The organism is Saccharothrix sp. BKS2 (genome assembly GCF_047689505.1).
In the GTDB taxonomy this organism is placed as follows: Bacteria; Actinomycetota; Actinomycetes; order Mycobacteriales; family Pseudonocardiaceae; genus Actinosynnema; species Actinosynnema lopnurensis.
In genome coordinates this window covers 273,942-287,873 of record NZ_JAUQOL010000004.1, presented here as the reverse complement: position 1 = coordinate 287,873, position 13,932 = coordinate 273,942, and the positions used below count along the sequence as shown (strand labels likewise).

The window sequence follows — 13,932 nt, the reverse complement described above, 5'->3', positions numbered from 1 at the left end:
GGTCGAGCGCGCGCGGGCCGAGGCACGGGATGGCCAAGGCACGGGGTGGCCGAGCCCTCGCCGGCCGAACCCCGGGTCAGCCGAGCCCCGGGTCAGCCGAGCCCCGCGCCCACCGACCCGCGCCGCCCGCACCTCAGACCGGCAGCTCCCGGTCGGCCCACGCGCCGTGCGGGTGCAGGCCCGCCACGCGCACGTCGTCCTCCCGCCGCTCCAGCGTGATCAGCAGGTGGTCGGCGCTGAGCCGCTCGGCCACGCCCTCGCCCCACTCCACCGCCACCACCGCGTCCACCAGGTCGGTGTCCAGGTCCAGGTCGTCCAGCTCGTCGAGGTGCCCGCCGAGCCGGTAGGCGTCGACGTGCACCAGCGGCACGCCCCGCCCGCCCGGCGCGGGGTCGTGCACCCGCGCGATGACGAACGTCGGCGAGCTGACCCGCCCGGTCACGCCCAGACCAGCGGCCAGGCCGCGCACCAGCGCCGTCTTGCCCGCGCCCAGCGGCCCCGACAGCAGCACGAGGTCACCGCCCCGCACCAGGCCACCCAGCCTGCGCCCGAACTCCTCGGTGTCCGCCACCCCCGGGAGCGTCACCCGGGGGATCGTCACGTCCGTCGCCACCACGACCGCCTGCTTTCCGACCGTTCGGCGGCACTGCGCCGAACCAGACCGACCAGGTGCCCGGTGACGAGGTCGGCCTGTTCCAACATGAGCATGTGACCCGCGCCGGGCACGCGGACCAGTTCGCCGTGCGGCATCTCCTCGGCCATCCGCTCGGCGTGCGAGAACGGCGTCAGCTTGTCCGCGTCGCCGCTGATGACCAGCACCTCGCAGTGCCGCAGGCCGGCCAGCGCCTTGTAGCGGTTGTGCGTGCCCAGGGTCTCCAGGAACTCGGTGAGCACCCGCACCGGCACGCCGTTGATCATCTTCGCCATCAGGTCGACCAGCGACGGGCTGACGTGGTGGTCGCCGAACGCCAGGAGCCGGATGCCGCTCCAGGTCAGCGTGGACGCCCGGCGGCGGGCCCACTCGACCACGCCGGGTTGCAGGCCCGCGAGCCGGCCGACGCCCAGCGTCACCGGGTTGTACCGGGACAGCACCGACTTGGGCAGGCCCGCGCCGCCGACCGCGCCCGCCGCCGTGCCGACCAGGGCGACGCCGCGCACCCGGTCGGCGAACAGCTCGGGCCGCTGCTCGGCCAGGGCCATGATCGTCATGCCGCCCATGGAGTGCCCGACGAGCACCAGCGGGCCCTCGGGCGCGGTCACCCGGATCACCGCGTCCAGGTCGCGGGCGCACTGGTCGATGGTGCTCGACCCGGCGGGGGCGCGACCCGAGCGGCCGTGGCTGCGCTGGTCGTAGAGGACCTGGCGGACGCACGGTTCGGTCAGCGCCGCGAGGCCCCGGCGCTGGAAGTGCCAGCTCCGGCGGTCCAGGGCGAAGCCGTGCACGAGGACGACGGTCAGCTCCGGCGCGCCGCCGTCGTCCGGGTCGACCTCGTCGACCGACAGCGGCACGCCGTCGTCGGCGGCGACGGTGGACTCGCGGCTCGCGGGCAGCTCGCCCAGCGGCTCGGCGGCCAGCGGGTCGGCGGCCTGCCGGTCCTGGAAGACCTTCTTCTGGTTCGCGGCCACGCCCACCGCCACGCCGGTCGCGGCGGCGCCGATCACGCCGCCCGCCCACCCGACGGCCTTCCACAGCGTGTTCACCGCCGCCCCCGGTAGGTGCGGACGACCCGCGGCCGGTACATGCCGGTGACGATCTCGTAGTCGATGGTGCCCGCGGTGTCGGCCCACTCGCGCGCGGTCGGCTCGCCGTGCGCGCCCGTGCCGAACAGCACGACCTCGTCGCCCTCGGCCACCGGGTGGTCGCCGCAGTCGACCACGACCTGGTCCATGCAGACGCGGCCGACGACCGGGTGCCGGCGGCCGTTGAGCCACACGTGCACCCGGTTGGACAGGGCGCGCGGCACGCCGTCGGCGTACCCGGCGGTCACCAGGGCCAGGGTGGTGTCGGACTTGGCGGTCCAGGTCAGGCCGTAGGACACCGCCTCGCCGGCCGGGACGCGCTTGGTGAGCGCGACCACCGAGCGGAACGTCATCACCGGGCGCAGGTCGGCCGGGACCGGCACCGGGTTGAGGCCGTAGACCGCGATGCCCGGCCGGACCAGGTCGAAGTGCAGGTCGGGACGGGTCAGCACGGCGGCGGAGTTGGCCAGGTGCCGCCTCGGGTCGAGCCCGGCGGCCCGCGCCTCGCGGTACGCGTCGTCGAAGCGCTCGGCCTGGGCGTCGGTGGCCGGGTGGCCGATCTCGTCGGCCACGGCCAGGTGCGACCAGACGGCGTGGACCTCGACGTTCGGGGTGCGCGCGGCCCGCTCGACCAGCTCGGGCCAGTCGGCGGGCGGGCAGCCGTTGCGGGACAGGCCGGTGTCGACCTTGAGGTGCACGCGGGCGGTCCGGCCGGCCCTGGTCGCGGCGGCGGAGATCTCGGCCAGCTGCCGCACCGAGGAGGCGGACAGGTCGACGCCCCGCGCCACGCCGGGCGCGTAGTCCGTGCCGGGCGGGTCCAGCCAGGCCAGGACCGGCGCGGTCAGGCCGTGCTCGCGCAGGTGCAGGGCCTCGGCCAGCGAGCACGAGCCGAGCCAGGTGGCGCCGGCCTCCAGCGCGGCCCGCGCGACCTCCACGGCGCCGTGGCCGTACCCGTCGGCCTTCACCACCGCCATCGTCTCGGCGTCGGCCGCGAGGGCGTCGAGGTGGGCGACGTTGTGCCGGAGGTGGTCGAGGTCGATCACGACCTCAGCGCGGGGAGCAGCCATGGCGCCGTTCATGGTGTCACAGCGGCCGGACGGCGCGGATCGCGTCCGGCAGTGCCGCGAGGAGCACCGACGCCGGGACCGGCGCGCCGTCGGCGGCCAGCTCGGCCGCGAGCACGTGCGCCCTGGCCGCGCAGCCGGCCGCGAGCACCGGGTCCAGGCCCGCCGCGAGCAGCGCGCCCAGCACGCCCGACAGCACGTCGCCGGAGCCCGCGGTCGCCGCCCACGAGCTGCGGGCGCGGTTGACCAGGGTGCGGCCGTCCGGACCGGCGATCACCGTGGTGTGGCCCTTGAGCAGCACGACGGCGTCGAACCGGTCGGCGGCGCGGCGCGCGGCGGCCACCCGGTCGGGGCCCACCGGTCCCAGCAGGCGCTCGTACTCGCGGTCGTGCGGGGTCAGCACCAGCGGGGTGCCGGGGTCGCGCGCGTCCCACAGGTCGGGGTTGTTGGCGAGCATCGTGATGGCGTCGGCGTCCGCGCACACCGGCACGCCCGCCTCCAGCACGCCGCGCAGCACCGCCTCCGCGGACAGGCCGGTGCCCAGGCCGGGGCCCACCACCCAGGACTGCACGCGGCCCGCGTCGGTGGTCGAGCCCGTGCAGACGGCCTCGGGCCAGCGCGCCCGCACGTGGTCGGCGGCGGCGCCGGCGTAGCGGACCATGCCGGAGGTGGCCAGCACCGCCGCGCCGGTCGACAGCACGGCGGCGCCGGGGTAGGTCGCCGAGCCGGCGGCCACGCCGGTGACGCCCTGGGTGTACTTGTCGTCCTCGGGGCCGGGCACCGGCCAGGCCGCGCCGACGTCGTCGAGCTCCAGCTCGACCAGGTCCGGGCCGCCCAGCTCGGGGCCCAGGCCCAGGTCCACCAGCCGCACGTCGCCGCAGTCGGCCAGCGCGTGCACCGGCTTGAGGCAGCCGAACGTGACGGTGGTGTGCGCGCGCACGTGCGGCCCGTCGACCGCGCCGGTGTCGGGGTCGACGCCGCTGGGCAGGTCGACGGCCAGCACGGGCGCGTCCAGGCGCGCGACGTGCTCGGCGGCGTCCGGGCGCAGCGGGCCGCGGGCGGACAGGCCGACGATGCCGTCCACCACGAGGTCGACGGGCGGCAGCTCGGCCACCACGCGGCCGCCCGCGCGCCGGAACGCGGCCAGGCCCTCCGGGTGCGCCCGCTCGGGCGCGAGCAGCACGGCGAACACGGCCACCCCGCGCCGACGCAGGTGGTGGCCCGCCCAGAGGGCGTCGCCGCCGTTGTTGCCCGCGCCGACCAGCAGGCCGACGCGCCGCCGGCCGCCGAGCAGCTCCAGCGCGACCGACGCCACGCCGAACGCCGCCCGGCGCATCAGCGCGCCCGGCGGCGTCACCGCCAGCACGCGCTCCTCCGCCGACCTGACCCGAGCTGTCGTCCACAGACCGCGCACGCCGACCAGCCTGCCCTACTCGACCGTGACGGACTTCGCGAGGTTGCGCGGCTTGTCCACGTCGTAGCCCCGGCTGCGGGCGATCTCCGCGGCCAGCACCTGGAGCGGGACCGTGGAGACCAGCGGCTGGAGCAGCGTCGGCACCGCGGGCACCTCGATCAGGTGATCCGCGAACGGGCGAACCGTCTCGTCGCCCTCCTCGGCGATCACGATGGTGCGCGCGCCCCGGGCCTGGATCTCGGAGATGTTCGACACGAGCTTCGAGTGCAGCACCGCGCGGCCCTTGGGCGAGGGCATCACCACGACGACCGGCAGGCCCTCCTCGATCAGCGCGATCGGGCCGTGCTTCAGCTCACCCGCCGCGAAGCCCTCGGCGTGCATGTACGCCAGCTCCTTGAGCTTGAGCGCGCCCTCCAGCGCCACCGGGTAGCCGACGTGGCGGCCGAGGAACAGCACCGCCTTGGAGTCGGCCAGCTCGCGGCCCAGCTCGCGGACCTGCTCGACGGTGCCCAGCACCTTCTGCACGGCCTCGGCGGCGCTCTCCAGCTCGTGGAACTCGCGGGCCACCTCGTCCGGGTACTTGGTGCCGCGCGCCTGGGCCAGGGCCAGTCCGACCAGGTAGTTCGCCGCGATCTGGGCGAGGAACGCCTTGGTGGACGCGACGCCGATCTCCGGGCCGGCGTGCGTGTAGAGCACGGCGTCGGACTCGCGCGGGATCTGCGCGCCGTTGGTGTTGCACACCGCCAGCACGCGGGCCTTCTGCGCGCGGGCGTGCCGGACGGCCTCCAGCGTGTCGGCGGTCTCGCCGGACTGGGAGACCGCGACCACGAGGGTGTCGCGGTCGAGCACCGGGTCCCGGTAGCGGAACTCGCTGGCCAGCTCGACCTCGACGGGCAGCCGCGTCCAGTGCTCGATGGCGTACTTGGCGACCAGGCCGGAGTGGTAGGCCGAGCCGCAGGCCACCACGAAGACCTTGTCCACGTCGCGCAGGTCCTGATCGGACAGCCGCTGCTCGTCCAGCACGATCCGGCCGTTGACGAAGTGCCCGCGCAGCGTGTTGGCCAGCGCCTCGGGCTGCTCGTCGATCTCCTTGAGCATGAAGTACTCGTGGCCGCCCTTCTCGGCGGCCGACAGGTCCCAGTTGACCGTGAACGGCTTGGCCACGGCCTCCTGGCCGTCGAAGTCGGTCACGGTGTAGCCGTCGCGGTCGATCACCACGACCTGGTCCTGGCCCAGCTCGACGGCCTCGCGGGTGTGCTCGATGAACGCCGACACGTCGCTGGCCACGAACGTCTCGCCCTCGCCGACGCCGACCACCAGCGGCGAGGAGCGGCGGGCGGCGACGATCAGGTCCGGCTGCTCGGCGTGCGTGACGACGAGGGTGAACGCGCCCTCCAGGCGGCGGACCACGGCGCGCACGCCGGCGACCAGGTCGCCCTTGGTGTCGCCCTCGTCGTAGGCGCGGGCGATCAGGTGCGCGGCGGTCTCGCTGTCGGTGTCGCTGGTCATCTCGACGCCGACGGCCTCCAGCTCGGCGCGGAGGGCGGCGAAGTTCTCGATGATGCCGTTGTGGACGACCGCGACCCGGCCCGTCACGTCCCGGTGGGGGTGCGAGTTGCGGTCGACCGGCGCGCCGTGGGTGGCCCACCGGGTGTGGCCCATGCCCGCGGTGCCCGCGAAGGCCCCGCGCCCGACCTCGTCCAGCCGCGTCTCCAGGTTGCTCAGGCGGCCGGCCCGCCGTTCGACGGCCAGGCCGCCCTCTCCGTCGAGCACGGCGACGCCCGCCGAGTCGTAACCCCGGTACTCCAGGCGCCGCAGGCCGTCGAGCACGACGTCCAGCGCCGAGCGGTGTCCCACATATCCCACGATTCCGCACACGCCGCACAGCGTAACCAGACCAGCGGGGGGATCTTCGAGGCCCACTCGCAACCGTTTCCCCAGGTCGCACCCCTATTTGGTTTAGACCAATCGCGACGGGCGGCGATCGACTACCGTTCACGCGGTGAGCGGCTACTCGGCGAAGCAGGTGCTCGACCAGCTCAGCAGGCCCGGCGGGCACCCCGTGCTGCGCGGCGACCTCGCCCTGGTGGGTCTCCCCGGCCTGGTCTACACCCCCGCCTCGGGCCTCGGGCTGCCCGCCGTGGCCTTCGCGCACGGCTGGCTGCAACCCGTCGAGCGGTACCGGGCGCTGCTGCGGCACCTGGCGACGTGGGGTTTCGTGGCCGCCGCGCCGGGCACGCAGCGCGGGCCGCTGATGTCGGCGCGGCTGCTCGCCGGCAACCTGGGCACGACCCTCGACGTGTGCACCGGCGTGCGGCTGGGCGACGGCGACATCAGCGTGGACCCCGAGCGGCTGGTCGTGGCCGGCCACTCGATGGGCGGCGGCGCGGCGGTGCTGGCCGCGGCCGACGACCCGCGGGTGCGGGCGGTGGTGACGTTCGCCGCGTCCGAGACCCGCCCGTCCGCCCTCGACGCCGCGCGCCGGGTCTCCGTGCCCGGCCTGCACCTGGCGGCCGGCGAGGACCGCATCGCACCGCCCGTCGGGCACGCGGAGGCGATCGCCGAGGCGTGGCTGGGACCGGTGCAGCTGCGCACGCTGCCCAAGGCGAGCCACCTCGGGTTCGCCGAGGGGCGGCACTGGAGCGAACTGCTGCTGGACGGCAGGGGCGAGCGGGCGGCGCAGAAGCTCGCCAGGGCGCTGACCACGGCGTTCCTGCTGCGCGTGGTCAAGGGCGAGCGGCAGTGGGACGCCCTGCTCGACGGCGACGTGAAGGGCGCCGTGCTGGCGTACCAGCGGGGACCGCTGGCGCGCAGCTGAGACGTTCGCCGCGGCGCCCCCGCCGGGGAGCGCCGCGGCGCCCCGCGCTCAGGTGAGCCAGCTCTGACCGCTCAGGTCGTCGTCGTCCTCCACCGGGGCCGCGCGGCGGTGCCGGGAGACCGGCGGTGGCGGCGGCTGGTGGACCACCGGGGGCGGGGTCGGGCGCGGCGCCGGCGGCGCGGCCTCCTCGTCGTCCTCCGGGCCGAAGGCCATCTCGGCGGTGCCGCGCTGCGCGCTCGGCGCCCACTGCGGCTGGCGCTGCTGCTTGTCGCCCTTCGCCGCGACCTGCTCGGCCTGGTCGCGCAACCGGTCGCGGTCGGCCGCGGCGCGCGCCTCCCGCTCGCGGGCCGCGGCGGCCAGGCGCTCCCGGTCCGCGTGGAGGGCCCCGGCGACCTCGGCGTTGGCCCGCCGGGCGGCGGCGATCCGCTCGTCGAACGCCGCCTGGACCCTCGGGTCCACCTCGATGACGCCCACCGCTACCGGCTCCCCTCTTCACCCAGCACGCCCTGCACCCGGCTGAGGTTCAGGTCGTCGTCGAACAGCGAGCCGGTCGTGCGCCACTGGCCGGGGCTGCGCTCGGTGTCGCCGCTCTGCTGCTGGCCGCCACCGGCCATGCCGCCGCCCATCATCCCGCCGCCCATCATGCCGCCGGCGGTGCCCTGGGCGCCGGGCTGGCCGGCGTCCTGCATGGACGGCAGGGTCGCCGAACCCGGCTGGCCCGCCTGGGAGGCGTTCGTGTCGGCCAGGCCCGGGTCGGCCGGGTCGGTGGTCGGGCCGCTCCACGGGTTGTCCGCGGACCCGGCCGAGCCGCCCAGGACCGAGTCGGCGGCGTTGAACGGGTTGTCGCCGAGCACCGAGACGCCGGACGCGCTGGTCGTGCCGCCGCTCGACGACGCGGAGCCACCGTCGAGACCGGACTGGAGGGGCTGGTCGAACGAGGGCGCGGCGAAGCCGGCGGGGGCGGTGAACCCGGCCGGTGCGGTGAAGCCCGCGGGAGCCGGGAAGCCGGCCGGGGCCGTGAAGCCGCCGGACGCGCTGTGGGCCGGGGCGGCGGCCGGTTCCGCGAAGGCGGGGGCGGCGGCCGGTTCGGTGAAAGCGGGGGCCGCGGCCGGTTCCGTGAAGGCGGGCGCGGCAGCGGGCTCCGCGAAGGCCGGGGCCGCGGCGGGAGCCGGTTCGGTGAAGGCGGGGGCGGCGCCCGGCTCGGTGAAGCCGATCGCCGGCTCCGGCCGGAGGGCGCCGGTGTCGGGCGCGGGCGTGGTGGTGAACGGCTCCGCGGCGGGCGCGGGCCGGCCGCCCTCGCCGGGCAGCGGCACCGCACCGTCCAGGCCGGGGATGCCCGGCGTGCCCCGGGGCTCGTCCTCGCCGAACGCCACGCCGTACTCGTCGCGCGTGCCGTCGCCGCTGTCCACGGAGAGGGTGATCTCACCGGTCAGCGGGTCGACCTCGGCGGTGATCGCCAGGCCGTCCACCTCGATCAGCGCCCTGCCGTCCTCGCCGGCCCGGATCGGGGTGGGCCCGTCCGCGCCGGTCGCGCCGCCGGTCACCGGACCGCCCGGCGCGGTGCCGGTCGCGGTCGGCGCGGCGCCGGCCAGGGCGGCGGCGCCGTTCTGGCCCAGCAGGGCGTTCACCGCGTCCGGGTTCTCGCTGAAGTCGACGTCGAAGGTCTTCGGTTCGCCGGTCGGCGTGTCGACGGTGATCAGCACGTGGCCCTCGGCGTCCGGCTCGGTGACCTGGATCTCGTTCTCACCGCTGCGGATCGTGACGACCTCGGGCTCCTCCTCGCCCTTGAGGCCGTCCGGCTTCCCGGTCTGGTCGTCGGGCTTGCCGTCACCGTCGAGGTCGTCGGGCTTGCCGTCGCCGTCGGTGTCGCCCGGCACGTCCGGCTTGCCGTCGCCGTCCTGGTCGAACGGGTTCTCCGGCGGCTTGGGCACCTCCGCCGCGCCGGCGCCGCCGGGCGCGCCACCGCCGGGCGCGCCACCGCCGGGCGCGCCACCGCCGGGCGTGCCGCCACCGCCGCCACCGGGCGTGCCCCCGCCACCCCCCGGCGTGCCGCCACCGCCGCCGGGGGTGTCGCCGCTCCCGCCGGGCTGCTGGACCTGCTCCCGGCCGCCCTGCTCGCCGGTGAACGGCGGCGGGTCGCCGACCTGGCCGAACGGCTGGTCCTTGAGCTGGGTGTCGAGCTGGGCGAACATCGTGTCGTAGGCGCCCTGGACGCCGGTCTGCACGGTCTGGCAGTACCCGTCGAACGCCTGCTTCTTGCTGTCGAACTCCTCGCAGAGGCCCTTCAGCTTCTGCTTGGCCTCGTTGATGATCGAGTTGCGGGCGTCGCTGATCCAGCTGCCCCAGCCCAGGCCGGCGAGCATCCCCAGCGGACCGCCGCAGAGGGCGCCGAGCACCGCGCCGGTCAGCGGGCCCGGCACGCCGGACAGCCAGTCGAGGATGCCGGCGTCGTTCTCGAAGATGTCGCCCTTGGCCTGCCGGATGGCCTCCCTCGCCGCGTCGACGGTCAGCCCGCCGCACTGCTCGGAGTACAGGTCGTGGACGTGCTGGGCGTACTCCTTGACCAGCTGCTGGATCGTGCTCGCGGCGGTGGTGATCGTGCCGGGAGCGCCCTTGGCGTCCTGGATGAAGGTGCCCGCGGTGTTGAGGAACCTGCCGTTGTAGGTGTTGGCGGCGTTGGCCGCGTCACCCTCCCAGGAGGCCAGCCCGTTCCACGCCGTGCCGAGGCCGTTCTCGTGGTTGTCCAGCTCGGCGACGGCCTTGTCGACCTTGTCGGCGTCCTCGCGGAACTTGCCGAGGTCGATCTCGCGGACCTCGTCGTAGTTCCGGTAGACGTAGGTCTTCAGGTCGGGCGCCTGGCCACCGTGACCGGCCAGGGGCGCGGCCTCCTGGTAGACCGGGATGAACTTCTCGAAGAACCGCAGGCCGGGCGCGCCGGCGTCGAGCAGCTCGTCGGAGGTGCGGAAGTCGCCGGTCTCGTCCAGCACCTTCTGCGTGCTGCCGAGCTCGCGCTCCTCCTTGGCCTTGGCGACGAGGTCGTCGGCCTCCTCGCCCTCCGCGGTCCAGTCGCCGTGCCGCGCCTCCTGGCCGGCGTTGAACGCGACGCTCGCGCCGCCGGTGACGGGGGCGAGCAGGATGCCCGCGCCGTGCTGGAGCAGACCGGGGTCGTTCGGGACGTCGACGCCGTTCGCCTCGGCGTAGCGGCGGACGTCCTCCTCGCTCGCGCCCGAGCCGGCCAGCGCGCGGACCAGGTCCTTCTTGGTCTCCGGCGTGACGTTCGGGTCGTCGAGGAGCTGCTTGATCTCGTTCTGGTCGGCCACCGCCGCTACCCCCTGAACTGGTCGGACGTGGCGGACTCGTTGCTCTCGTACGTCTTGGCCACGTCCTTCAGGCGCAGCGCGACGTTGCCGGCCTCGCGCCCGAACGTCTCCACGCTTGCCTGGAGGCGGTCGAAGTAGGTCTTGTACCTCGTCTCGGTACCGCGGAACTTGCGACCCACGTGGCCCGCGCCGACAGCCGGGGTCACGGTGCTCTTCAGCTGCGTGATGTCCGCACCGTGGTCCTCGTACTGCTTGGCAACGCCCTGGAGCTCACCCGGCCCGACGCCGAAGCCTGCCATCGCCTCCGCCTCCCCTCGTCCCCGGTCCGACGCCCGCGAGGGCTCCCGGGTTCCGCCGACAGGGTGCCGGCTCGGAGCAGCCCGAGGGGGCCGAACGCCGGATCAGGGGGCCTGGGCGAACACGCGATCGGACCGGCCGTGCGGCGACGGGCGTGCGGCGACGGGCGTGCGGTGACGGGCGGCGCGGGGTCACCGCACCGCGGACACCACTCCCGCCAGCCGCTGGGCGGCGGACTCGGCCAGCTCGTGCGTGGCCGCCTCCACCATCACCCGCACCAGCTGCTCGGTGCCCGACGGGCGCAGCAGCACCCGGCCGGTGTCGCCCAGCTCGGCCTCGACGTCGGCCACGGCCTCCCGGACCGCGGCGTCCTGCGCCACCGCCGCCTTGTCCGTCACCACGACGTTGACCAGCACCTGCGGCAGCCGGCGCATCACGCCCGCCAGCTCGGCCAGCGGCGTGCCGGTCTCGGACACGCGGGCCATCAGGCGCAGCGCGGTCAGCAGGCCGTCGCCGGTGGTGGCGTGCGCGGGCAGCACCACGTGCCCGGACTGCTCGCCGCCCAGCGCGTACCCGCCCGCGCGCAGCTCCTCCAGCACGTAGCGGTCGCCGACCGCGGCGGTCTTCAGCTCGATGCCCGCCTCGCGCATGGCGATGTGCAGGCCCAGGTTGCTCATCACGGTGGCGACCAGCGTGTTGTCGGTCAGCTCGCCCGAGTCCTTCATCGCCAGCGCGAGCACGGCCATGATCTGGTCACCGTCCACGACGTCGCCCTTGGCGTCCACCGCCAGGCAGCGGTCCGCGTCGCCGTCGTGCGCGATGCCCAGGTCCGCGCCGTGCAGCAGCACGGCCGCGCGCACCTGGTCCAGGTGGGTGGAGCCGCAGCCGTCGTTGATGTTCAGCCCGTCCGGGCCCGCGTGGATTTCGATCACCTCGGCGCCCGCGCGGCGGTAGGCGTCCGGGGCGGCCACCGAGGCGGCGCCGTTGGCGCAGTCCACCACGACCTTCAGGCCCTCCAGGCGGTGCGGCGTCACCTTCAGCAGGTGCTGCACGTACTGGCCCTCGGCGTCCTCGACGTCGCGCACCCGGCCGACGCCCGCGCCGGTCGGGCGGTGGGAGCGCTCGCCCATCTTCTGCTCGATCTCGTCCTCCACCGCGTCGGGCAGCTTGTGCCCACCGGCGGCGAACAGCTTGATGCCGTTGTCGGGCATCGGGTTGTGCGAGGCGGAGATCATCACGCCGACGTCGGCGCCCAGCGCGGCCACCAGGTGGGCCACCGCCGGCGTGGGCAGCACACCCGCCCGCAGCACGTCGGCGCCCGCCGAGGTCAGGCCCGCCACCACGGCCGCCTCCAGCATCTCGCCGCTGGCCCTCGGGTCGCGGCCGACCACCGCCACCGGGCGGTGCGAGCGGTCGTGCTCGGCCAGTACGCGGGCCGCCGCGGCGGCGATGGACAGCGCGAGTTCGGGGGTCAGGTCCCCGTTGGCGAGTCCGCGGACGCCGTCGGTGCCGAACAGCCGAGCCATGATCGCCGTGACCTCCAGTGACGGGAACAACAGTGGCGAAAAGCACTGCGGGAGCAGCAGTTCGACGAAGAACTGGCTGCTCCCGCAGGGTGGTGCTCGCTGGACCCGGTGGGGGTCAGCGCTTGCTGTACTGAGGCGCCTTGCGGGCCTTCTTCAGACCGTACTTCTTCCGCTCCTTGACCCGGGGGTCACGGGTGAGGAAGCCGGCCTTCTTCAGCACCGGGCGGTCCTCGGAGTCGACGGCGATCAGCGCGCGGGCGATCGCGAGGCGCAGCGCACCGGCCTGGCCGGTGGTGCCGCCGCCGCGCAGGTTCGCGATGACGTCGAAGGTCTCGGGCTTCTCCGTGGTCACCAGGGGCTCGCGGATGAGCTGCTGGTGCACCTTGTTCGGGAAGTACTGCTCCAGCGTCTTCCCGTTCAGGGTGAACTTGCCGCTGCCCGGGATGAGCCGGACGCGGACGATGGCCTCCTTGCGGCGGCCGACCGTCTGCGCCAGGTGGTGCGCACCCGCGTTCAGGGTGTGGCGGACGGGCGCCGGCTCGGCCTCGGCCTCGTCGGACTCCTCCGCCTGCTCGGCCTCGGGCTCGGTGGCCTCGGCCTCCGCAGTCTCGGTCCCGGCGGCCTCGCCGGTCTCGTCGACGTCGGTCGTGTCGGTGTCGACGTCGGTGGTCTCGACGTCGGTCGCCTCGACGGCGTCGAGGTCGGCCTCAGGGGTCGTCACGTCGGTGTCCTCGGTCTGCTGCGGCTCGGTCACTGGGCGACCTTCTTGATCTCGAACGGCTGCGGCTGCTGCGCAGCGTGCGGGTGGTTCGGGCCCGCGTAGACCTTGAGCTTGCCCGCGATCGCGCGGCCGAGGCGGTTCTTGGGCAGCATGCCCTTGATCGCCTTCTCGACCAGGCGGTCGGCGCGGGTGTCGAGCACCTCGCCGAAGGACTGCTGGCGCAGGCCACCCGGGAAGCCGGAGTGCCGGTACACGAACTCCTGGTCACGCTTCTTGCCGGTCAACGCGACCTTGTCCGCGTTGATGACGATGACGAAGTCACCGGTGTCAACGTGGGGTGCGTAAGTCGGCTTGTGCTTGCCGCGCAGCAGCGTCGCGGCCTGGGTGGCGAGCCGACCGAGCACCACGTCCTGGGCGTCGATCACGTGCCAGGCTCGGGTCACCTCGCCGGGCTTCGGGCTGTACGTGCGCACGGGTCTACCTCGTCGTCACTTGCGTCTGGGGTCATCGCGGCGGTTGCTCAGGCCAGAGACCCCAGGTGGGCAGAGGGCCAGAACACCAGGCACGCTACTGCGCACCGAGTACCGCACAACAACGTAAGAAGATACCGGGTGGGGTCGGGGCGGTCAAAACCGCCCCCGTCAACCGGGTTCCGACCTGCTCCCGGAGGGGTGGTTTTGTGCCCTGGGTCACAGCTTTTGGCCGGGTTTTCGGGGGCTTGGCGGGGGTTTCGGGCGGAAAAGAGGCGGAACCGGGCGGGCCGGCGCGCTCCGGGTCGCGCGCGGAAAAGATTTTTCGGGCCTCGGCCGGCGGGTGCGCCTCGGTGAGGCCCCGGGGCCGCGAGCAGAAAGACGCGAGACCGGGCCGGCACGCCTCGGCACCGCGCCGGGTCGCCACCCTTGACCGCCCTGGGGCCACCGCCCCTGGCCACCTGGCCAGCCCGATGCCCTCGGCCGCTCCGGCTCACGCCGCCCCCCGGCCGCCCGACCGGCCCCGACGCCCCGCCCCGGCCCGCCACCGCACGCAAAAACG

At 74.9% G+C, this 13,932-nt stretch carries 12 protein-coding genes; 1 reads left to right on the top strand and 11 read right to left on the bottom strand.

Going from position 1 to position 13,932, the window contains the following annotated elements:
• Window positions 1-133: 133 nt before the first annotated feature.
• Genes tsaE through glmS form a run of 5 tightly spaced genes read right to left on the bottom strand, consistent with a single transcriptional unit; the run spans window position 134 to window position 6,096 of the window.
• Window positions 134-586 (bottom strand): tRNA (adenosine(37)-N6)-threonylcarbamoyltransferase complex ATPase subunit type 1 TsaE, encoded by a 453-nt coding sequence (gene tsaE, locus Q5530_RS09990; protein WP_415361895.1) that lies wholly within the window; start codon window positions 584-586, stop codon window positions 134-136.
• A gap of 11 nt (window positions 587-597) precedes the next feature.
• Window positions 598-1,701 (bottom strand): alpha/beta fold hydrolase, encoded by a 1,104-nt coding sequence (locus tag Q5530_RS09985; RefSeq protein WP_415361894.1) that lies wholly within the window; start codon window positions 1,699-1,701, stop codon window positions 598-600.
• The gene (alr, locus tag Q5530_RS09980) at window positions 1,698-2,807 is read right to left on the bottom strand and encodes an alanine racemase (protein ID WP_415361893.1); all 1,110 of its coding nucleotides are present in this window, start codon (window positions 2,805-2,807) and stop codon (window positions 1,698-1,700) included. Before alr ends, Q5530_RS09985 begins: the two co-directional genes overlap by 4 nt.
• Before the next feature lie 16 nt (window positions 2,808-2,823).
• The gene (locus Q5530_RS09975; RefSeq protein ID WP_380634960.1) at window positions 2,824-4,218 is read right to left on the bottom strand and encodes an NAD(P)H-hydrate dehydratase; all 1,395 of its coding nucleotides are present in this window, start codon (window positions 4,216-4,218) and stop codon (window positions 2,824-2,826) included.
• Between the two features lie 15 nt (window positions 4,219-4,233).
• Window positions 4,234-6,096: a glutamine--fructose-6-phosphate transaminase (isomerizing) gene (gene glmS / locus Q5530_RS09970; RefSeq protein WP_415361892.1), complete on the bottom strand. Its 1,863-nt coding sequence runs from the start codon at window positions 6,094-6,096 to the stop codon at window positions 4,234-4,236.
• 124 nt (window positions 6,097-6,220) lie between these two features.
• On the opposite strand from glmS, the gene Q5530_RS09965 reads away from it, so the two are divergent.
• Window positions 6,221-7,036, top strand: a complete 816-nt coding sequence (locus Q5530_RS09965; protein WP_380634963.1) for a dienelactone hydrolase family protein — start codon at window positions 6,221-6,223, stop codon at window positions 7,034-7,036.
• Between the two features lie 48 nt (window positions 7,037-7,084).
• On the opposite strand, the gene Q5530_RS09960 is transcribed toward Q5530_RS09965, so the two are convergent.
• The 6 genes from Q5530_RS09960 to rplM all read right to left on the bottom strand — a co-directional run bounded on the left by Q5530_RS09960 (window position 7,085) and on the right by rplM (window position 13,373).
• Entirely contained in the window at window positions 7,085-7,510 is a 426-nt protein-coding gene (locus Q5530_RS09960) for a hypothetical protein (RefSeq protein WP_415361891.1), read from the bottom strand.
• A 2-nt stretch (window positions 7,511-7,512) separates the two neighbouring features.
• Complete coding sequence (locus Q5530_RS09955) at window positions 7,513-10,356, bottom strand: hypothetical protein (protein WP_415361890.1); 2,844 nt, start codon at window positions 10,354-10,356, stop codon at window positions 7,513-7,515.
• 5 nt (window positions 10,357-10,361) lie between these two features.
• Window positions 10,362-10,655 (bottom strand): WXG100 family type VII secretion target, encoded by a 294-nt coding sequence (locus Q5530_RS09950; protein ID WP_380634966.1) that lies wholly within the window; start codon window positions 10,653-10,655, stop codon window positions 10,362-10,364.
• A 189-nt stretch (window positions 10,656-10,844) separates the two neighbouring features.
• Window positions 10,845-12,179, bottom strand: coding sequence for a phosphoglucosamine mutase (gene glmM, locus Q5530_RS09945; protein WP_415361889.1), 1,335 nt, complete (start codon window positions 12,177-12,179; stop codon window positions 10,845-10,847).
• Window positions 12,180-12,294: 115 nt separating this feature from the next.
• Window positions 12,295-12,900 carry a 30S ribosomal protein S9 gene (gene rpsI / locus Q5530_RS09940; RefSeq protein WP_380634989.1) on the bottom strand — a complete coding sequence of 202 codons (606 nt, stop codon included), beginning with the start codon at window positions 12,898-12,900 and terminating at the stop codon, window positions 12,295-12,297.
• A 29-nt stretch (window positions 12,901-12,929) separates the two neighbouring features.
• Complete coding sequence (gene rplM / locus Q5530_RS09935) at window positions 12,930-13,373, bottom strand: 50S ribosomal protein L13 (protein WP_380634969.1); 444 nt, start codon at window positions 13,371-13,373, stop codon at window positions 12,930-12,932.
• Between the last annotated feature and the right edge of the window lie 559 nt (window positions 13,374-13,932).